The following is a 19026-nucleotide window of genomic DNA, read 5'->3' on the forward strand; positions in this document are numbered from 1 at the left end:
TCCTTTTCAGTAGTCGGAATGGGACTCGGCTTGGCCTTCCCATGCTGTGTCAGTGTCGGTAAGACCCTCAGGGGTCCAACCATCCGGGGTCTCGTCGAGCCAGCCGGTTTCGCGGTTGTAGATCAGGTAACCGGCCACTCCGGTCTCCCCAGTGAACCGGCACTTCAGGACTCGGATAGTCACCACGTTCGGGTTATCCCCTTGCTGGTTCCTTTCCAAGGCAATGATGGTGTCGGAGAGTTGGCGTAAGGAGCCGGAGCCACGCAGGTCCGTAATAGATACCTGTCGGCCTTCTTCGTGGGCCTTCCCCTTCTCGGGGTTCTTCAGGTGGCAGATAACGACCATTAGGATGTCGTTGGTTTTCGCGAAGGTTTTCAGCTTGGTCATTAAGCGGTCGATGGTCTTCCGCTCGTCGCTGTTGTCGTCCATGCCAGACACAACAATCGAAATATGGTCAAGGACAATGACCTTGCAGCCCTGCCCCTTCACCATGTAATGCAGCTTTGATAACAGGCGGTCCTCTACCGACTCCGCGAAGGAGTCATAAAGAAACAGCTTGTCGTTCTCAAAGATCGTGTCAAAGGCCGCGTCAAACTCTGCTTCAGTCGTCCCGTCTGGGTTCTGTCTGTAGCGTCTGCGCATGTGGAGGCCCACGAGGTCCTCTACGGTTTCCTCTACGGACTCTTCGAGCATCGCGACACCAGTCTCAAGACCGGAGTTATGGAACCAGTTGTAAACGTTCTGTCGGACGAAGGTGGACTTGCCCATGCCTGAGCCTGACGTGACCATGAGCAATTCACCCGCTCGGGCGTTCTTGGTCTTACGGCGCAGCTCAGCAGGCCCCATCAGGGGAATCTGCGGGATTTCCTGCTTGTTCTTGATGCGATCTTTGAGGGCCTTTGCGGAGACCACTCCGTCAGGTACGAAAGGGGCAGCGTTCCAGATAGCGTCAATAACCGCCTTGGCTTGGCCCTGCTGGATACACTCGTTGGCATCCTTGAGGGGCAACACGGCAATCTTCACCTTGCCCGCAGGGAGGACCTCAGCGGCCTCCATAGCAGCCTTCCGCCCTGGCTCGTCCATATCGAACATCAGCACGATTTCATCGAACGTATCGAAGTACTCGTAGTTACGGGCGCACGACTTACGGGCCGCAGCGGCTCCGGTCGGAATGGAAACCACCGGGTACTTGCCGCCCTGCAACTGGGCCACCGAGAGGCAATCAATCTCACCTTCGGTTACCACGATCTTGCGACCGCCTGACCAGAGATGTTTGCCAAAGAGGCAATCAACGCCATGCTTTCCGGTGGACGAAAAGTTCTTGTCCTCGTCGCGGATCTTCTGGCCTACAAGGTTCCCGTGTTCGTCCCGGTAGTCGGCCACCTGGACCCATTTACCACCCCGCTTTCCGACCCAGTAGCCGTACTGCTTGCAGATGGCAGCTTGCAGGAAGCGCTTGGGGAGGTCGGCATAACGGCCTTGGTGGTCAGCAAGTGATAGCGTCCCGTCTGCCCTTAGGGTCTTAGAGTGCTCACCAGATATAGAACCAGTGGCCCCGGTGTGGTGATCACAGACGAAGCAATGGGTATGACCGTCTGAATAAGTCGCACATCCATCCGAAGAACCACAGTCGTCTTGATCACAAGGCCCCTTATGTAACAGCTCACTTTCGGGGTACTCGTCAGAACGATCCATCAGGACCGCCTACAGGGACCTCCAGGGGTTCGCCAGTCGCTCGGCGCCAGGACAGGTCGAGCCACTTCACTTGCATCTTGTCGTGGCGATCCTTGGTGTAATCCCGGCGAACAGGGACCAACGTGGACCAGTGACGGGCCCCAACGAATCGAACATGAGCCGCGTCGATGCCGTGGTGAATCCCAGAGATAACGAACTGATTCAGGTTGAAGTCGAAAGAATCGACCGCTTCCATAACGTCGTCACATTCATAGACACAGATGTCGATATCCGTACCTACCAGCTTGAAGCCGCCAACCAGACGGTCAGCTTTTGCGCCGTTGTAGACGTGAAAACCAACAGCGTCCAAACCGGCTTTAACGAGGATCTCGGCAGTAGTCGCCATAGAGACCCCGGCAATGATTACGTCGATGTCCTTGGGGCGGACACCAAAGAAAATGTCACGAGCGGCACCGCCTGCGATGATTGCGGGGACGCCTTCCTTCTGGAATAGCTCCACGATATCGAAAGCGCCCTGCATGGTTGCCCGAGTTACGGCCATAGTGGGTCCTCCTAAGTTAATAAGATTGCGAACAAAGCGAGCCCTGACGGGCCCGCCTGGAATGGGGGGGGTTATTGCTTGATGCGGGACTTAAGCCATGCGGCCACGTCAAAGGACGGGCAGGCTTTGCCGCTGTCGAGGTCTCGGTGCCCGCAGATTCGGGCGCCTGGATACCAGACCGTGGAGGCTTCCCAGACAAGGCCATCAAGGGCTTGCCACTGGGCTTCCGTGAAGTTGTCTTCAGGCTTCCCTGAAGCGTCGATTCCACCAACAAGGCAGATACCGAGAGATTCGGAGTTGTGGCCCTTTACGTGGGACCCTACGACATCATGAGGACGGCCCACTTCTACAAGGCCATCGCGGCGGATGATGAAGTGGTAGCCGACATCCAACCAACCTTGCTGAACGTGCCATTGCCGGATTTCCCGAAGGCCAATGTCCATAGTTGGTTTGGTTGCTGCGCAGTGAATAACAATCAGGTCGGTCTTGATCCTCTTGTTGAATTGGACTTTTGCCATGATTACTTGGTCCCCTTTTCTATCAAGACCCCCGCAGGGATCTCTTTCCTTTTCTCCTTAAGCCATGCCAGGGGCACCAGCTTGTCAGCGTATTGGATTCCGTGTTTGTCGCACCAAGCCCCATAGGACGTAGGCGACCCCTTGTAGAGCTTCGACTTGGAGGACGAGAAGACCAACCGGATATCAAGGTCCGGGTACTGCGCTCGAAGTAGCAGGTGCTTAGCCCTGTCCTCAACCTCCCAGATGCCTTTACATTCGATGATGATCCCGTTTGCCAGGATGAAGTCAGGCAGATACTTCGCGGTTCGCTCTGGGATCGTGTATTTGATCCAGTGTTCTTCGAACGTGTATTCCGCCTTGTTCTTGTCGAGATGCTCGCTGTTCTTCTCTTCGAGGCCGGATCGAAAAACCGCTGAGGTTCTCCGAGGCCCCGTGTAGCGACCGAAGGCCACCCTTAGAAGTCGCCGCCGTATTTATCGTCGTCAGCATCTGCCGCATCGTCGTCGCCGCGCTGATCATCGTCAGACCAGCCTTGTTCCTGGCGATTCTCGTCGGCCACATAGCCCTCTTCGGCTTCGTCGCCCCATTCATCATCACCACCGCCGAACTCGACCAGCTTCAACAGCATCACGGAGTCCAACTGAAGCTTGACGGACGCACCAGCGACCGCCGAGAAGCCATAGGCGAACATGGAGAAACGAGCCTTCAGCTCAGAGCCACCAGAGATTGCCGGAACGTTGTTGATGCGCTTGCCCTTGGAGTCCACGACCTTCAGGACCAACGGTTTCAGGTCGCCGCTTTTGTCCACGTAAGCACCGTAAGAGCTGAACTTGAAGGTCACCGTACCGTCGTCATTGATGAAGTACGGCATGTTGCCCTCGTAGGGTTCCAACAGTTTCTTACCGCGAGCCAGTTTCTTAAGCAGCTCTGGACGCTCCGCTTCGAACTTCTCGCAGATTTCGGCGTAGTTCGCCTCGTGAAGTTTGTTGATCTTGTTGATCAGCGCTTGAGCGTCCTTACTTGGGACAGTGAGGTCTACCTTGTAGACGCCTCGCGGATTACCAAAGCCCTTTTCAGGGTTGCCATAGTCTGGCTTTTGGATTGCGCAGTAAGGCTCAGCGGTGCCGCGTGGGGTAAACATGAATTCTTTCTTAATTGCCAAGAGTAATCCTCCTTTAGATAGGTGATAAGTTTCCTTTCGGGTTGTATTGCTAACAGTGAGGGGTTTTAACGCTGCCTGAAGTCAAGCCAGAGAACGGCAATCACCAGGGCGAGGGGAATTAGCATCGGGTCCATTAGTTGAACCCAGGACGCGCAACACTTACAGACCCTTCTTGAAGTTGCTCCCGGCTGATAGCCATAGAGACCTCTTGGGCCGGGCTCTTACGAATAGAGCGATAGACCGAGTACACGACCGACTTAAAGTGTTCGTGTAGAAACTTCTTGCTGAAGCGCCAAACATCGTGTTTGAAGTGCGCAACGTCCGACCCTTGGGAAAGTTCCAGCAGAGTCAGTTCTACAAGCTCGCGCTGTTTGTCGGTCATAACGCGGTCGTAAAGAACACCAGCAAGCCCCGATGCATTTACGTGGCTGTAGTTGTTCAGGTGAAGAAAGCCGTCAGGCTTTGCACGGCCATTACCGTGGGCGCGCCTCATTGAGTCACCATGAAGCGGTCAGTATTCGGGGCGACCACCGGACGAATGCGGGTCACCTTTGCCTGAGTGAACATGGTTTCGGTCTGAGCCCATGCCGCGTCGAGACTCACCGCGTAGACGGTTACTTCATCGACGTGGTCGTCAATCTGTACGGTTGCCTTAAAGGCTTTAGTTGCGTGTTCCATTATTTAGAAACTCCTTGTTCTTTGAGAAGTGCGGACTGTTGAACGAGCCGAGTGCCGAAGAACTCGACCTTTTCAGCGTCATAAAGACCGTCCGGTTTTGCACCTGCTTTAACTTTCCCGAGGGTTCGTTGAGCGGCACGGCGCCAAATCGCTTTAAAGGCGTTGCCCTCGGCGTAGTTCATTCCGAGCGCCTCAATAATGTCGTTACATTCAGCGATATAGGCGGGATTGGTTTCCGTGGTTGGATTGTTAATTGCTACCGTGTAGTAGCTGACTGACCCGCCTGTATACTCAGTCATTAACGATTTCCTTCAGGCGCTTAAAGATCAGCGCACAGCGCGGCCAGTTGCCCAGGTAAGGGACCAGTTTCAATCGGCCCAACTTCTGGGCTTCCGAAAAGACTCCCTTGGTCAGCAGGAAGGTTTCCTTGGAAGCGTCGTTAACCAACACCTTGTTGACTGGGGCCGGGTAAACCTTGCGAATCTCGCGATTAACACGCACGGAATAACGCAGGGCCTTAACGCCTTTGTTGTGATGCAAGAAAGTTTCGGGCACGAGTGGGCCTCCTTTGGTTAGGTGAATGGGTCTATTAGTTGCTAACAGTGAGGGTTTTAATTTTCTATTGGTGCCCGTCAGATGGCCGAGAAGCCTCAAACACCAAAAATGCGAACACTACCGGGATGATTAGATGCAGCCCGTACACACATACGGAATGCACTCTGCTTACTCCTTAATCAGTGGGTCCGAGATGCCCCGGAAAGAGTCGAAACTTGGGTGACGGAGCGAGCCGTTTTCGTAGCGTTCCATAAAGGTGACCTTGCAGGTCCAGCCGAGGTAAGGGTTTAGGCCAGAGGCTTGCAGCTCTTCAGGCTCAGGCCAGTAGAGGCCGGCATCGCGAGCGGCACTAAGAACCGCACCTGTGAACTCGCTCATTTGCGCCTGACTGATCTTGCAAGCATTGACTATATGGCCCGACTCAAGGAGGACCTCGAAGCCAATCACAAAGCCCTCGTTTGCCTTGCCCTTAGTGCCCCAAACCAGGCCAACAACCTTGCCGTCTTCGTTGTCCTTCGGGACAACCTTCCACATGCCGACTTGCTTCGACCGCTTGTAGAAACCGTTAGGGTCCTTGGCTACAACCCCTTCGCCACCTTCGGCGCGGATCTTGTCGTTGAACTGGTGGAGTTCCTCCAGGCTGAACACGTCGATGGACTCCACGACCTCCCATTGAATCTCGGGGAAGCGCTTTTGCAGCAGAGCCACTTGGTACTCAACGTGGTACTTCATGACGCTGTGAGGGACCTCGTAGGTCTTGCCAGAGCGCACAGCCTCAAGCGGGAGGATTCCGAACACAGCAATTTTCAGGCGTGAAAGGCTCAGCACCCCGTGACGGCCTGGGTCTTTGCGCAGCTCTCCTGCGATGCCCTTACAAGGAAGGTCGTCAATCAGTAGTTCAGCGTCCAGCATGAACCCCTCAGGGAATAGGGCGTCATCCCCCACCGGATTAAAAAAGTCGTCCCAGCGTTCATCCCTGTCCAGTGGCGCAAGGCAGTCAAAGCGAGGAAAGCGCTTACCCTCTCGGGACAGCCACTCAACTTGTGCGCTAAGGCAGCCGCTGACCACCAGATTCAAACGAACCCCGTCTTCTTTCTTGTCGGCAATCAGATAGCTCTCGTCGAGCACTGCCTGAAGTTGCGCTTCGTTGTAGTCCACTGGACGGTGCGGTTTAGTTGGCAGAATTACAGCTTCGACCTTGCTCATTCAGCGGACTCCCACAGCGGACGGTTGCCGCGCTGGGTCTTGTTGCGTTTACCTTTCTTCGCCCGGATTGCTTCCATCTCTTCAGCATCACGACGGGTCTTACGAGCGTTCTTTTCGAAGGTCATTGCGGTATTCAAATCGGTTCTCCTGAATGGATTCGTTGGGTATTTCTAAAAGTGAGGGTTTTTAAATTTCAGGCAGCAAAAAGGCGCCCGTAGGCGCCCTCTTGGTAGGTGTTGCGATGGCTATGCAAAAGCGAAGTCAGACTTCAGGATCTGGGTGATATCCAAGGAGCCCTGAGCGGGGACCTCAGGCATATCCTCAAGCTGGGTTTCGTGGAGCTGGTCAAGGAATTGGTCCCTGAAGTCAGCGAGAACGTTTGTTGTCGCGTAGGTCTCCACCATGGTCTCGCGCACTGCCCGAAACATCGCCCCGGCCTTCGCTGGGATCGTCCCAAAGCTGTCATGAATGAGGCTAAAGAAACTGACCCCGTAGGCTTCGTGGGCCTTCACTACGGTCTTCCGTAGGTGGCTCCCGTCCTGGCTGTGTACGAAGTTCGGGGAGATGCCCGATTGCTGCTTAAGGCCGTCAATGACGTTGCTGTCACGGACGTTGATCGTCGTTTGAAGACGCATAGAGCCCAGGAACGTCAGGTCAATCCGGCGCTGTTCCTGCTTCATGTACTCTTGCCACACTGGGAAACCGTCCGGGGTGACCCAGAAGACGGGCATGCATGGTTTGAGCTGTGTGCCGGTCTCCTTGCAAATGACCTCCTTGGCTAAGTGTTTGGCTGCTACCTGCAACCACTTCATGGCCTCAACGGCCTTCACTACGGTGACCCCTACGGCGTCCCAAATGAGGTTTGCCATGTACCGGGCACACTGCGGAACGCTCGCGAAGAACTCTTGCCCGGTCCCCCTGTCTATCGCTGGGTTGATGATGTCGCCAATCAGTTGCTCAGAGAATCCGAAAGCCTTCGAGCCATAGGCCAGGGTCATTACGGACCGCTTCGTTACCGAGCGGGTGACTCCATAGCCCAGCCAGCCACGGGCCATCCCCTTAGTCCCGAGGATGCGCTTTTCTACAATCTCCCCGGTCTTCTTGTTCGTTACGGTTTCCGTGGAGTCCTCAGTACCGTCCTCAAGGTCCCGCGCAAGGGCTTCATTGACCCGATCCGCTACGAGCTTGTAGATATCCTGCACGGATTCGGAAGGAACCAAGTTGACAGCCCGGCCGCCCCGCTCGTCTCGAAGCATCGCGGAGAAGTGTTGAATCCCCGAACAGCTACCATCGAATGCAATCGGCAATGCAGACTCATGAAGCGGCCCGTCACGCTTGACCCCCTCCCACTCAAAGCAGAACGCCAGGAAGCAAAAAGGACTATCCATCTGGGCCCAGTCAGTGCACCCCAGAGGGTCCCGAGCACAGGCAAGAATCATCTCTTCGTTATCCCTGACCCATTGCTTACGTTGATCAAAAGAAACCTTATCGACCCCGGCACAGTTCGCCCCGTGGATCATTAACCACTCAACCCCCTCTTCCCCCACAGGCTCCGCTATGGCTGCCTGCAAGAGCCCCTTGGTCATGTCGTTACCTTGGGGGTTGAATGCGGGAATCGCGTAGACCCGGCCTCGCCAGTCGAGGTTGTACGGGAAGTAAATAGCCTCGTACTCGGCAAACTTATTGGCCTGCTCCAGGGCGAACTCATAGCCCAGGCGGCGGGAGATGCGCGCCTTATCCCTGCGATAGATGGCGGACGCTTCGCGCTTCCATGACTTCAACAGCTCGGGGTCTTCGTCCATTCCCTCAGGACGTGGCGGAAGCTCCTCACGTTCAGTAAGTGGGAATCCGTCGATAGGGACGTGCTTCCACTGCATCAGTGCATTAGCCACGGCCAAGACCCGCTGGTTAACACTCCATGCGGTCTGTTGGGCCAAGTTGACGGCCTTGTAGACCTCAGGCATGTACACGTCGCGGTAACGGTTGAGCGCCTTCTTGGAGCGGACCCGGATGAACGGGATAGGCTTACGGCCTTTCGCCCAATACCCGCCACCGACCATCGTTGACCACTCACGAGGCGGCACAATCATCGGCTGGTGCTGCGGTGAGATGCCCGCGAGGTTAAACGCACGGTCGCAAAGCTTCTTGGCCCACTCAGGGTGCAGCGAAACGTATTCGCCATCGTGGGACTTGATGCCCGCAAACTCGCGTTTAACTTCGACTAACTGTGTGGACTCAATGAGAAGTTCGAGTAGTCGAATCCCCATGTGATAAGTCACGTCATTATCGAGCGTGTCCCACTTGACCCACTTAGACGCCAATTGGTCAGCTTCGAGCATGTGACTCTCTACGCGCTCCAAGAACTTGACCTTATAAGTATGTCCGTTGCGTTTATTGAGTGCGGCCTTAACGTGCTTCTGAAAGTGTGCAGCCTCTTGAACTCGAATACGGCCAAAGCGCGCTTCCTCTTCCAAGGACTGGCCGATGCGAATAGCAAGAGATTGGATAGTTACAGGCGAGGGTTTCGCCATGTCTCCCAACACAATCTTGATAGTGATCGCTGCGACCGCCTCAGCGTCCATTTGTTGGAAGTACGAAAGCCCCACGTGCTTACGGCGGACCTTATGAACTTGATGGTCAACCCAGGCTTCATAAGCAGCAATCAACTTAGGGACCAAGTGGGAAAGTACAGGCTTAGCCGTGGCGTTCTCTGCGAACTCCCCACGTTCAATTTGACGCTCAAGTTGCTTACGGAAACGCTCCTCGCCAAGGGTGTACGCTTCATGCTCAAGACTAAGCTGAGTAGCGGCAAGTTCATCACCGTACATACCTGAGAGAGTCTCAAAGGCCCAGGTAGATTCGCTTTTTATATCGCTAAAGTCGTGCTTAGTTGGTTCAATTTGGCTTTTTACGGACATGACTATCCCTTAGAAGCTTTAAGGGCCTCTAACTAATTTGTTTATTTGTTTGTGAATCGAACGCGCAAAGAGGTCTTTGAGATATCTTTAAGAGAGTTCTTAAAGTTGATCTCTAAGGGAGGTCTGAGAGTGTTCTACTAACAGTGAGGGTTTTTAAATCGGAGCTATCTGGTTCAGATGTGAGTGGTTTCGATACGACCTGTAATCTCCTGTACCTTGTAGGTAAACTGCTTGATTTCCTTGAGTTTTTCGCGAGCCCTTCGGATTGCTTTCAAACCGTCGATGCGGTCCTGTTGTACCGACACCCACTGGTCCCCACTGGCCCCAGGGTCAACACTTCGATAGCCGCCTGTAACGTCGTGAAGCCTTTTGATAAGTGTAAGAAGCTCAACTTCAACATCCTCCGGGGCATCCTGTGGGTAACTCGTTTGGGTGACGGTCAGGTAACTACTATCAAGCGAGTAGCGGAGTTCAGTAACCACTCGCCCACACGGCCCCAAGCCAAGTACATACTCACAGCGTTCTGGAGTAACCGTTACCTTGCCAGGGCTCTCGCAAGTTCCCTCAACGAATCTTGGGATATCCGCGAAGAAACGAATACGACTTACAGACTTGTCAAACTTAGGCATTGTGCTACTATTCATTTAACTTCACTCCAGTGAACAAGGAGGTTTCTTTCCCCTGCTGTTACGGGCAATCCGTAATGACGCATAGCCTTACCGTTAAAGAACATTGCGTGACCAACTGGCAACTGAGGGACTATTACGGGTTCAGCAAATGGCCCAACATGGACAACAGTCCCGCCGCCCTCATGTTCATTAGTTAAGGCAACAACCATAGTTACGTCCGAGTCGCTATCGGTATGCCAATGGCCGCGAGGAGTGTTATCTACTGTGTACTTAGCGGCCTGAATAACGCGAAGTTGGTCCGGGTCTTGGCCGAAAAGAACCTTAGCGAGTGGGATAGCCGCGTTATGCCAAAGAGCGCGAAGGCATTCATGCAGACTCGGGCAGTGATGCGAAAAGATCAGCTCAGGAATTTGAGCTGCTTCGTTTTCATCTTCGTTAACTGAGTAATCCATGCAATCAAGCTCAAGCATGAGATCCTTGCAGAACTTGGCGGACAGGTACGGAAACGAATAGACGCCTGGAGCGTGCTGTGTGACTTGGCTAAGTGCATCCGCCCAGTCAGAGTTATATGCATAGTCTTCTGCTGTGATTGGTCCTACTTCCTCAGAAAATTCCCCCATCTCCTTTAGAATGAAGAGAGACCCGCGTATAAAATCAGCGTATTTATCCACGCTTGGGAGTGCAGTTAGTGCTTTCGAGAGAACGTGTGTCATTACTTCAATACTCCTATGATGGTTACACATTGAGCCGCTTCGGTAGAGAGCTGGTAAGGATGCGCCTTGACCATTTTCAGATAACCCCCGCCGTAGCTCTTAGTTACCCGCTCGCTGTCTTTTGGGTAAACCGTAATTACGGTCTTACCAAACCCAAACAGACCCTTTTTGAAACTTGCAAAGTAATATCTACCGGCCTCTGTGCGGATAATATGAGTTGCGCCCATTTGCTTAGCCCGTGCATGCAACCTAACCCGGCGCTCTGCAACTTCCACACGATTAGCGCGCTGTTCCGCTTGCTGTTTTTGCTCCTCTCGGCGCGCTACCAGCGGATGCATTACCAGCTCGTAAACCCTGCGCAGCAAGGCCGAGAACCGGATTTCCAGGGGGCGCCTCCAGTGGAACCACGCGGCCCGTGCTACCAGCTCGCCAACCTCCTGGCCGTTCGCTGCGGTGAACTGAAAGTTATTCGATCCGACAACTTCCCCATCTTGCGGGTCCTGTTTGACATCCACTTGCAGCCAACGAGAACCTTTCCGGTTTTCTACATACTGGGAGACCCCGAAAGTTAGTGAGTCTTCCATTGCTTTAAGGATCTTCAGGGCGAGCGAATCCGACGTAAACGCAGTTACGTTAAGTTTGTTTTTCATTTGTTTATTACCGTCTAATATCGAAGTAGTAAGAGCTGGCAGCCCACAAGGCCACCGTTAAGAGGAATAGCCAGAGTTTAAGAATTGCTTATTTCCCGTTGAAAGCTTCGTTCAGGACCTTAGCGATTGCCGCTTGGTAAGTTGTCCGGTTCATGTTCTTAAGCAGCCAGTTACGCGGAAACTTCCACCATTTGCGCTTGGTCTGGCTCAGTTCGCTTTCAAGGTGACGCCCGTCCTCTTCGTCCCAAAGCTTCTTAACGATCTCTTCCAGGGCCACGACGACCCGAGGAGTAGCCTTGTCGGCTGCTGGAGTGTTCAACCCAGCGAGGTCCATTAGCTCCCGTCCGAGGGCCTTCTGATAATGGAAAGAAACCGTTGTGGCCTCGGTCCCAATGTACGGACTTGGCGGCGCAATGGAATGTAAGGGAGCTGTAAGGTTCATTCCTACAAGGAGGGCTTTGAGTTCCGCAACGTCGCCTCTAAGGGTCTTCAGTTCGTCCATGAGGCTCTGAGCGATTGGGTTAGTGGACTCCTCGGCGTTGTACTTCCCGGTCTTGCGGATGGTCGGCAAGACTTCCTCTGTGACCCACTTACGGAATGGCTCAGAGGCCGGAGCGTGGCCCCGTAGGAGCATCTGGTAGACCTGCGGCTCACTGAAAATCACAGAGGTAACGCGCAGCTTCCTTCCCAGACCATCCAACGGGAGACTGACGGATAAGTTATCCATCAGTGCGCCCAGCTTGAAACCTGAGCCATGTAGCTTGCGCTCCTGTTTGATGGAGTCTGCCGGAGCTTTCAAGCCAGCCGCACGGGCCACCTGAGTAGCCACAAAAAGCAGTTCGTGTGCAGGGTGCCCGGTCAGTACGTCCAGCTCTACGCCCATGAAATTGCGCTTCTCGAATTGCATTACAGTCATCGCCTGTTGCTCCGTTGTGGTGGTCATTTGGTGTCTCTCTATCAGTGAGGGTTTTTAAGCGGCGCGAAGGATAGGACGTAAGATTCGCCCTGTCTATGCATTAATGCATATTAATCATGCGCTTATGCATTTTACGGGACCAACGTAGGTTGCTGGTCGATAACCGTGATTGAGCCCCTGTCGGTGATAGCTACCCGCGCTGTCCAGCCTGGATTCAGCTCCGCAAACTGTGGGTGTTCCTTAAAGCTCGTAATGCGGCCTGTGCGGTGCTTTCCGATGCCTACGTGGATCATGTCGCCCACCTTGAACTCACTCCCGCGCTTGTAAGTCGCTTCTTCTTCTCCGTAGGCTTCGGCCCAGGTCCTGGCGACTGCCTTTAGCCAACTCAGGCTGTCATCGCTGTACACCTCGCCGTCCGGTGCTTCCATGGTGTAGCTCGTCAAGCCGTTGGTGCTGAGGGTGAACTTGAAAGCGTGTTCTCCATGACTGGCAGTAATTCCCTCAGGGGCTGCTTTGAGGTCCGCTACGGTGAAGCTGCGAAGGGTTTGCATGTCTGTAATCTCCGGCAACCTACGCTTTTTATGCGTAGATCTAATCGTGGTTCTGGGCACTTCTGCCCTGTGGTTCGCAATGTACGCACCAAAAGCGTATATGTCAACGCATTTTGTGCGTAGATCTCCAGAAACGAAAAACCCGGCGAATCCTTCAGGGACTCAACCGGGTTCCAGTGTGCAGACAATGATTAGTAAATCGGGTGCTGCTTAAGGGTAGCCATCAACGCTTTACGGGTTGCCGCGTGGGAAACCTTGAGGGACATAGCAAGGCAAAGCCACGATCCGAAATAAATGCAGACCTGCGGCCTCCCATAGGCGTCCATGTAGACCCCATTTGTGGCGACTAATGCATCACCAGCAAACCATGATCCCGTTACGTTCCTCTCTGTAATCACACCGGCCTCGGCAAGCTCAGCTAAGGCCGCGTGAAACGTTCTGATTAGATCAGCGTGAGACCTGGGCCGCGAGCTTACCGGCACCATTTGGTGGATCTCATAGGTAGAGGTAATCAGTTTGGGCGATTGCATGCCTTCAAAATCCTAATAGAGCTGCCACTCTCGGGAACGCCTGGACAAGCTTAATGATTCCGTAGAGCACGGCGATACTTAGGACCCACGCGGCAACTGTTAGCGCCTTTTCCATGGGTCAATCCTTGGGAACCGTAAAGGCTGTTGCTGTACCACCCAGGACGTACCAGCAGTTACGGTTCAAGCCTGAATCCTTCGATATGGCTACGTCCGTAATACCATCGGCGCCCTGTGCGTAGGCTGCAACCTTCAGGTCAATTAATACTGTCGCTTCTTCCGGGGCCTGCTCTACGAAACTCCTGTGACACCGACCGGCTGACACCTTGCTTACCACTTCGGCACCCTTAGGGATTGAGTCGTACACCTTGACCGTGCGTACTGCTTCACGTTGGTCCTTGATGCTGGCGTAAGACTGCTCATTGCCCACTTGAAGATTTGAAGAGTGGCTACTACAGCCCGTGATTAGGCCAGACAGTAGAGCCAGGTAAACAACCGCTCCGCGCATTAGAAGCTCCTTATTTGAGAAGCCCCGGATAATACCGTCAGGACGCCTTAAAGACACCCTCTAAGACCTCGGCCAGGGTGCCTACAGGGATCGAAGAACCGCCGTAAGTATCGTAAGCCAAGGTCCCCGTAGAGTGCCCAAGGAGCGCTTGAGCGAAGGCAACAGGAACACCTGTAGTCTTGAAGGATGAAGCCATATGGTGCCGTAAGGAGTGCAAAGTCTGGTGTTCGGACTTGTTGGGGAGAATCTCGCGGATCATCACACCGAGCCGCTTCCGTGCCTGGACATTGTTAACCCCGTGGTACACAGGTAGGGCTGGCTTAGGCCCCTGTAGAGCCTCCTTGAACCCTTCGAGGTCAAACCCCAGGACCCCGTCCACCAGAGGCACTACACGAACGCTGTATTTGTTCTTAACCGATTGCCCCTCGGCCTCCTCACGGATGTTGACGCATGTGTGGCCGTCAATCTCAGGGATGTCCTTGGTGGTTAGCTGTGTGATCTCCCGAGCCCGAGCCCCGGTGACAGCCAACAGAGACAGCCCCCAACGCTCCCAACTGTCCGCAGGAAGGGTCTCGGCGTGCCTCAGTAGGGTTTCCACCTGGGAGCGCTCGAACGGGATACGCGAGCTTTCAGCGTCCTTGTTGAGCTTGAGCTTTGAAGTGTAAGCCTTGGTGAGATAGTCATTATCCACAGCCCAAGTCATGACCGTTGTGAACTGGGTTATTAGGTTGTTCACTGTCGAAGCCTTCCGACTCTCTAACAGCTCGTCACGCATAGCCACCAAGTCAGCCCGCGTATGCTTCCGCAGGTCTGTGGTCCCGGTTACCTCCAACGCCTCGCTAATCTGCTTGTAGTTGCTCTCGTAGCCATCCAGGGTGGACTGCTTAACGTCCCCCTCCTTCTCCTTCAGGTAAACCGGGTATAGGTCATCCCAATGGAGCGCCTCTTGTGCTGCCCTCAGTGACTGCGCAGGGCCATCCCCTACGATGCCTTCGAGGTTGTCCACGATATCCACAAGGTCCTTTGAGTCGCCCCGGAGACGCTTAAGGGACGCTTCAAGAATCCTTTGGGCCCCAGCGGCTCCCCTGTGTTGATTCAGGGACATGCCCATGCTGGCCGTGGCTAAGCCGATGTTTACCTGAAGGTCCCCGTAGATCGACTCATAGGCCGATAGGGAGGCGTCTGTGTGAGCCTGGGAGAGAGCGTTAAGAGCCACGAAGGCTAAGCGCTCCTTGATGTCCGCCCATGGTGCCTCTGGGTTATCAAGGTGAAACACCGCGAGGGCGGCAAGGATGTCTTTGGTCAACTCTGTGGCTCGTGGTCGTTCGGTGGTGCGCAAGGATACCGTAAAGAGTCCCGTGGTAGCCCCTACAGGCCGCATACGCAGGTAGTAGACCCCCTCCCTCCTATACAGATAAGGACAGGCGAGGATGGTTTGTAACAGTGTTGTCTCTCTCTTGGTGCACATAGAGGGTTCCGCCCAGTGTTTGTGGGGCTCCCTCAGTGCTGATTCCAATTTAGGTAAAACTGCACCAGCGCCGCAGCAAGATCGGCCTGCAAGCCTTGTTCCAGACACCATTGTTCGGCATGCGCGGTGACTTCCGGCCAGTGTTGCAGCAGGTTTTTCCAGGGTTCGGCCATAGCCGCCTCGGTATTCCAGGCCTGCCACAGGGCCAGTACCGCCGCCTTGGCGCCCGGGGAAAGTGCCCGGGTGTACAAGGCAAGAAAAGCCTCGAGCTTGTCCAGGTGGATATCTTCGTCCTGGCGATAGATATGCCAGAGCATCGGCCGCCCGGCCCATTGCGCGCGCACGAAGGAATCTTCCCCGCGCACCGCATTGAATGCACAGCACCACAGCAACCGGTCGTAATCTTCCTGGCGAACAAAGGGCAAGACCTGAACCGTCAGCGACTGACGCACCTGCAGGCTGCCGACCGTCAGTGACTCCACCCCCAGCCAGCGCTGCACGTCACCGAGAATGCGGCCTTCGGGCACCAGCAAATGAGTCGGTTGTGCATCGGTGGCCAAGGCCTCCAGCCAACCGCCAAGACCGGCGTTTTCATAGGCGAACAACGACATCAAGCGGCTATCGGCGGCGGGCGTCACGCCCAGGCCCTGCAGAAAATCCCGCTGGGCCTGGCGATCGGCCTGAAAATGCCGACGGCGTTCGAGCAATCCGGCTTCGCGCAGCAAGCCGCCCGTGCCAGCCTGGAATCCTGGGAAGAAAAAGTACTTCTGTACGCCGCGAAACTTCACTGACGGCAGGCCGTGGCAGCCACTGACCCAGTCTTCCGCACTCAGATAGTCCAGGTTCAGCCACAGCGGCGCCCGTTCGCGGTCGGCCATGGCCTCCATATAGGCATGGGGCAACTGGCAGGCGAATGCGGCAATCACCACATCCGCTGGCGCTTCAGCCGGCCATTGGGCCGGCCAGTGGCGCACCTCGACCCCGTCCTGATCCTGGCTCTGCCGCTGGGTATCAATCTGCGGGCAAATCTTTTCGAAGGCCCGCAGATCATCGACCCACAAACGCACCGCGCACGGATGCTCGGCCACCAACTGCCGGGCCAGACGCCAGGTCACGCCGATGTCGCCGTAGTTGTCGACGACGCTGCAAAAAATGTCCCAGGAGGCTTTCATTCCAGTCCTCGATTGGCAAAGGCGCCGATTGTCCGCATAAATGCTCCTGCGCAGAAGAGCCAACCTCGATTAATCTTCGTGCGACAATCAGCCCTCGCCCACTACCACCCGCCAGGAGGCAACCATGTCTTATCGCCCGCCCGCCCGTCGCCCCTTGCGCATCAGCTTCAATGCCCTGGCGCTCAGCGGCAGCATTGCCCTGGGCCTGTGGCTGGGGTTTCTGGCGATTGTCCTGACTTGCTGGCTAGGCTCGCACTTTCTCTTCAGTCAGCAACTGGCTCCTGTGGCGCAAGCCGTGCAGCAATTGGCGAAGCCGCCGGTGGTTGCGCCGGAGCCGCCCAATCGGATGTTCGAGCAATATCAGGAAAACCTGCGCAAGAACGAAGAACTGCAAGCCCTGGATAACGCTCGCAGCAACCCGCGCAACCTGTCCAACCCCAAATGCCAGTTCTGGTTGCAACAGGACCAGACCGCGCCCAGTGAAAAGAGCCGGGCCAATGTCCTGCAATTCTGCAATTGATCATGAATAAACAGTCTGTCTGCCAACTGATTCTGCAACAGCTCCGGGACGACCTGGAGGTCGCGGTACGGGCCGCACAAACCGCCTACGAAACCGCCACCCACGAAGAGAACATCGCCGAGAACAAGTACGACACACTGGGACTTGAAGCGTCCTACCTGGCAGCCGGGCAGGCTCGCCGGGTCGAGGAGATCCGTCAGGCATTGAGCCTCTGGCAAAACCTTGGCCTGCGTCCCTATGACGCGCGGTCAGGGATCCAGGTCGGTGCGCTGTTGGGACTCGAGGATGAAAATGGCCACGAACAATGGCTGTTTCTCGGCCCGGATGGCGCGGGCCTGAAGGTTCATGTGGTGGGCCAGTTGGTGACCGTCATCACCCCACGCTCCCCGCTGGGCCAAAGCCTGTTGGGCAAGTTCGAGGAGGATGAGGTGGAAATCGTGGTGGCAGGTACTCGGCAACAGTTCACTGTCACCGAGGTCCGCTAGGATCAGTGAACCGGCAGTTCGACGCCGTCGAACAGCTCTTCCAGTTCCTGCTTGTTGTGGCAGGCAATGGCCTTGGCCATGACTTCGCGGGTCAGGTGCGGGGCGAACTTTTCGATGAAATCGCACATGAAGCCGCGCAGGAAGGTGCCGCGACGGAAACCGATCTTGGTGATGCTCGACTCGAACAGTTCACTGGCATCCAGAACCACCAGGTCGCTGTCGAGCTTGGTGTCGACGGCCATCTTGGCCACGATGCCCACGCCCAGCCCCAGGCGTACATAGGTCTTGATCACGTCGGCGTCGGCGGCGGTGAACACCACCTTTGGCGTCAGGCCGCGATGGCTGAAGGCCTCGTCGAGCTTGGAGCGGCCGGTGAAACCGAATACGTAGGTGACGATCGGGTACTCGGCCAGGGTTTCCAGGGTCAGCTTCGGCAGTTTGGTCAGCGGGTGGCCCTGTGGCACCACCACGCAACGGTTCCAGCGGTAGCACGGCATCATCACCAGATCGCCAAACAACTCCAGGGCCTCGGTGGCGATGGCGAAATCCACGGTGCCGTCAGCGGCCATTTCGGCGATTTGCATCGGCGAGCCCTGGTGCATGTGCAGGGCCACATCCGGGTATTGCTTGATAAAGCTGCTGATCACCGGAGGCAGGGCGTAACGCGCCTGGGTGTGAGTGGTGGCAATCGACAAGGTGCCTTTCTTCTCGTTGGAGAACTCCTGGGCGATCTGCTTGATGCTTTCGACCTTGCGCAAGATCTCGCCGGCAGTCGTGATGATCCGCTCACCGGCTGGGGTCACCCGGGTCAGATGCTTGCCGCTGCGGGCGAAAACCTCGACCCCGAGCTCGTCCTCGAGCAGACGGATCTGCTTGCTGATACCCGGTTGCGAGGTGTAAAGGCTTTGCGCGGTAGCTGAGACGTTGAGGTCGTGGTGCGCCACTTCCCAGATGTAGCGCAATTGTTGAAGCTTCATATCAATCCCTCAAAGCAGGTAGGCGCCACGGGTATCAGCGACGGTATATAACTATATTAATGGTCAGGAGAATAAATCTAGAACTTTTATTCAGAATTTTCCATTCCGCCCTCAGGCATCCCCCTGCCGTCGACGCTGGACCAGAGGCACCAGGTAAACCGGGACTTTGGACAGCTGCAAAACCCGTGATGCCGTGCGCCCCAGAGGGGTTTGCGCACCAACTCCGTGGCTGTGACTTCCTACGATCAGCAAATCCACCGAGAGTTTCGCCGCCTGCTCCAGAATCACCTGGGACGGGTCGCCCTGAAGCACCCGCACCGACTGGATCAAGCTCAGGTCGTGCAGGCCCTCGCCCAGTTCCTCGCGAAAACTGTCCAGCACCCGCTGCTCGATATTGGCCATCACGGTGCTCAGGCCCTGGCGATGAAACTCGTTCAGCGACTGCTCATCCAGATAGCTCTGCAACACCGATTCGGCGAACAACCCCATAGGCTCCACAGCGTGCACTACATGTAAGTCGGCATTGAACGTTCGAGCCAGCTCCAGGGCATGCTGCATGACAAAGGGAGCGTACAGACCTAGGTCGGTGGCATACAGCATCGAACGAATCATATGACCTCCTCAACTGCCAAGATGG

At 55.4% G+C, this 19026-nt stretch carries 23 protein-coding genes; 2 read left to right on the forward strand and 21 right to left on the reverse strand.

Features of this window, described 5'->3' with window-relative positions:
- Positions 1-6: 6 nt before the first annotated feature.
- From GWQ44_RS16210 to earP, 19 genes are all read right to left on the reverse strand, one after another.
- Entirely contained in the window at positions 7-1695 is a 1689-nt protein-coding gene (locus GWQ44_RS16210) for a DnaB-like helicase C-terminal domain-containing protein (protein WP_275927785.1), read from the reverse strand.
- Positions 1682-2236, reverse strand: coding sequence for a hypothetical protein (locus tag GWQ44_RS16215; RefSeq protein ID WP_161757011.1), 555 nt, complete (start codon positions 2234-2236; stop codon positions 1682-1684). Before GWQ44_RS16215 ends, GWQ44_RS16210 begins: the two co-directional genes overlap by 14 nt.
- A 71-nt stretch (positions 2237-2307) precedes the next feature.
- Positions 2308-2754, reverse strand: coding sequence for an N-acetylmuramoyl-L-alanine amidase (locus GWQ44_RS16220; protein ID WP_275927786.1), 447 nt, complete (start codon positions 2752-2754; stop codon positions 2308-2310).
- Positions 2755-2756: 2 nt separating this feature from the next.
- A complete protein-coding gene (locus GWQ44_RS16225) occupies positions 2757-3206 on the reverse strand; it encodes an endonuclease I (RefSeq protein ID WP_161757013.1) in 450 nt (149 codons plus the stop codon).
- Positions 3207-3208: 2 nt separating this feature from the next.
- The gene (locus tag GWQ44_RS16230; RefSeq protein ID WP_275927787.1) at positions 3209-3916 is read right to left on the reverse strand and encodes a DUF2815 family protein; all 708 of its coding nucleotides are present in this window, start codon (positions 3914-3916) and stop codon (positions 3209-3211) included.
- A gap of 133 nt (positions 3917-4049) precedes the next feature.
- On the reverse strand, positions 4050-4409 hold the full coding sequence (locus GWQ44_RS16235; protein ID WP_275927788.1) for a hypothetical protein: 360 nt from the start codon (positions 4407-4409) through the stop codon (positions 4050-4052).
- A complete protein-coding gene (locus tag GWQ44_RS16240) occupies positions 4406-4594 on the reverse strand; it encodes a host cell RNA polymerase inhibitor (RefSeq protein WP_275927789.1) in 189 nt (62 codons plus the stop codon). The genes GWQ44_RS16235 and GWQ44_RS16240 overlap by 4 nt, the downstream gene beginning before the upstream one ends.
- Positions 4594-4893, reverse strand: coding sequence for a hypothetical protein (locus GWQ44_RS16245; RefSeq protein WP_275927790.1), 300 nt, complete (start codon positions 4891-4893; stop codon positions 4594-4596). The genes GWQ44_RS16240 and GWQ44_RS16245 overlap by 1 nt, the downstream gene beginning before the upstream one ends.
- Positions 4886-5149 (reverse strand): hypothetical protein, encoded by a 264-nt coding sequence (locus tag GWQ44_RS16250; RefSeq protein WP_275927791.1) that lies wholly within the window; start codon positions 5147-5149, stop codon positions 4886-4888. The genes GWQ44_RS16245 and GWQ44_RS16250 overlap by 8 nt, the downstream gene beginning before the upstream one ends.
- Before the next feature lie 168 nt (positions 5150-5317).
- On the reverse strand, positions 5318-6355 hold the full coding sequence (locus GWQ44_RS16255; protein ID WP_275927792.1) for a hypothetical protein: 1038 nt from the start codon (positions 6353-6355) through the stop codon (positions 5318-5320).
- Entirely contained in the window at positions 6352-6492 is a 141-nt protein-coding gene (locus GWQ44_RS16260; protein WP_161757021.1) for a hypothetical protein, read from the reverse strand. The genes GWQ44_RS16255 and GWQ44_RS16260 overlap by 4 nt, the downstream gene beginning before the upstream one ends.
- 108 nt (positions 6493-6600) lie before the next feature.
- Positions 6601-9273: a DNA-directed RNA polymerase gene (locus GWQ44_RS16265; RefSeq protein ID WP_275927793.1), complete on the reverse strand. Its 2673-nt coding sequence runs from the start codon at positions 9271-9273 to the stop codon at positions 6601-6603.
- Between the two features lie 173 nt (positions 9274-9446).
- Positions 9447-9902, reverse strand: coding sequence for a hypothetical protein (locus GWQ44_RS16270; protein ID WP_275927794.1), 456 nt, complete (start codon positions 9900-9902; stop codon positions 9447-9449).
- A gap of 11 nt (positions 9903-9913) precedes the next feature.
- The gene (locus GWQ44_RS16275) at positions 9914-10615 is read right to left on the reverse strand and encodes a hypothetical protein (protein ID WP_275927795.1); all 702 of its coding nucleotides are present in this window, start codon (positions 10613-10615) and stop codon (positions 9914-9916) included.
- Complete coding sequence (locus GWQ44_RS16280; protein ID WP_275927796.1) at positions 10615-11265, reverse strand: hypothetical protein; 651 nt, start codon at positions 11263-11265, stop codon at positions 10615-10617. Before GWQ44_RS16280 ends, GWQ44_RS16275 begins: the two co-directional genes overlap by 1 nt.
- A gap of 88 nt (positions 11266-11353) precedes the next feature.
- Positions 11354-12208, reverse strand: a complete 855-nt coding sequence (locus tag GWQ44_RS16285) for a BRO family protein (protein WP_275927797.1) — start codon at positions 12206-12208, stop codon at positions 11354-11356.
- Positions 12209-12312: 104 nt separating this feature from the next.
- Complete coding sequence (locus tag GWQ44_RS16290; protein WP_275927798.1) at positions 12313-12732, reverse strand: hypothetical protein; 420 nt, start codon at positions 12730-12732, stop codon at positions 12313-12315.
- 1072 nt (positions 12733-13804) lie between these two features.
- Positions 13805-15073 carry a tyrosine-type recombinase/integrase gene (locus tag GWQ44_RS16295; RefSeq protein WP_275927799.1) on the reverse strand — a complete coding sequence of 423 codons (1269 nt, stop codon included), beginning with the start codon at positions 15071-15073 and terminating at the stop codon, positions 13805-13807.
- A gap of 194 nt (positions 15074-15267) precedes the next feature.
- Positions 15268-16407, reverse strand: a complete 1140-nt coding sequence (gene earP, locus GWQ44_RS16300; protein WP_275927800.1) for an elongation factor P maturation arginine rhamnosyltransferase EarP — start codon at positions 16405-16407, stop codon at positions 15268-15270.
- Positions 16408-16531: 124 nt separating this feature from the next.
- On the opposite strand from earP, the gene GWQ44_RS16305 reads away from it, so the two are divergent.
- Both GWQ44_RS16305 and GWQ44_RS16310 read left to right on the forward strand, forming a co-directional pair.
- Positions 16532-16927: a hypothetical protein gene (locus GWQ44_RS16305; protein ID WP_016964068.1), complete on the forward strand. Its 396-nt coding sequence runs from the start codon at positions 16532-16534 to the stop codon at positions 16925-16927.
- A gap of 2 nt (positions 16928-16929) precedes the next feature.
- On the forward strand, positions 16930-17412 hold the full coding sequence (locus GWQ44_RS16310; protein ID WP_275927801.1) for a transcription elongation factor GreAB: 483 nt from the start codon (positions 16930-16932) through the stop codon (positions 17410-17412).
- A 2-nt stretch (positions 17413-17414) separates the two neighbouring features.
- On the opposite strand, the gene cysB is transcribed toward GWQ44_RS16310, so the two are convergent.
- Both cysB and GWQ44_RS16320 read right to left on the reverse strand, forming a co-directional pair.
- Positions 17415-18389 carry an HTH-type transcriptional regulator CysB gene (gene cysB, locus GWQ44_RS16315; RefSeq protein ID WP_011062541.1) on the reverse strand — a complete coding sequence of 325 codons (975 nt, stop codon included), beginning with the start codon at positions 18387-18389 and terminating at the stop codon, positions 17415-17417.
- 111 nt (positions 18390-18500) lie between these two features.
- Entirely contained in the window at positions 18501-19001 is a 501-nt protein-coding gene (locus GWQ44_RS16320; protein WP_016967424.1) for a universal stress protein, read from the reverse strand.
- Positions 19002-19026 lie beyond the last annotated feature (25 nt).

This window comes from Pseudomonas sp. 3MA1 (genome assembly GCF_029237275.1).
GTDB lineage: Bacteria > Pseudomonadota > Gammaproteobacteria > Pseudomonadales > Pseudomonadaceae > Aquipseudomonas > Aquipseudomonas fluorescens_AP.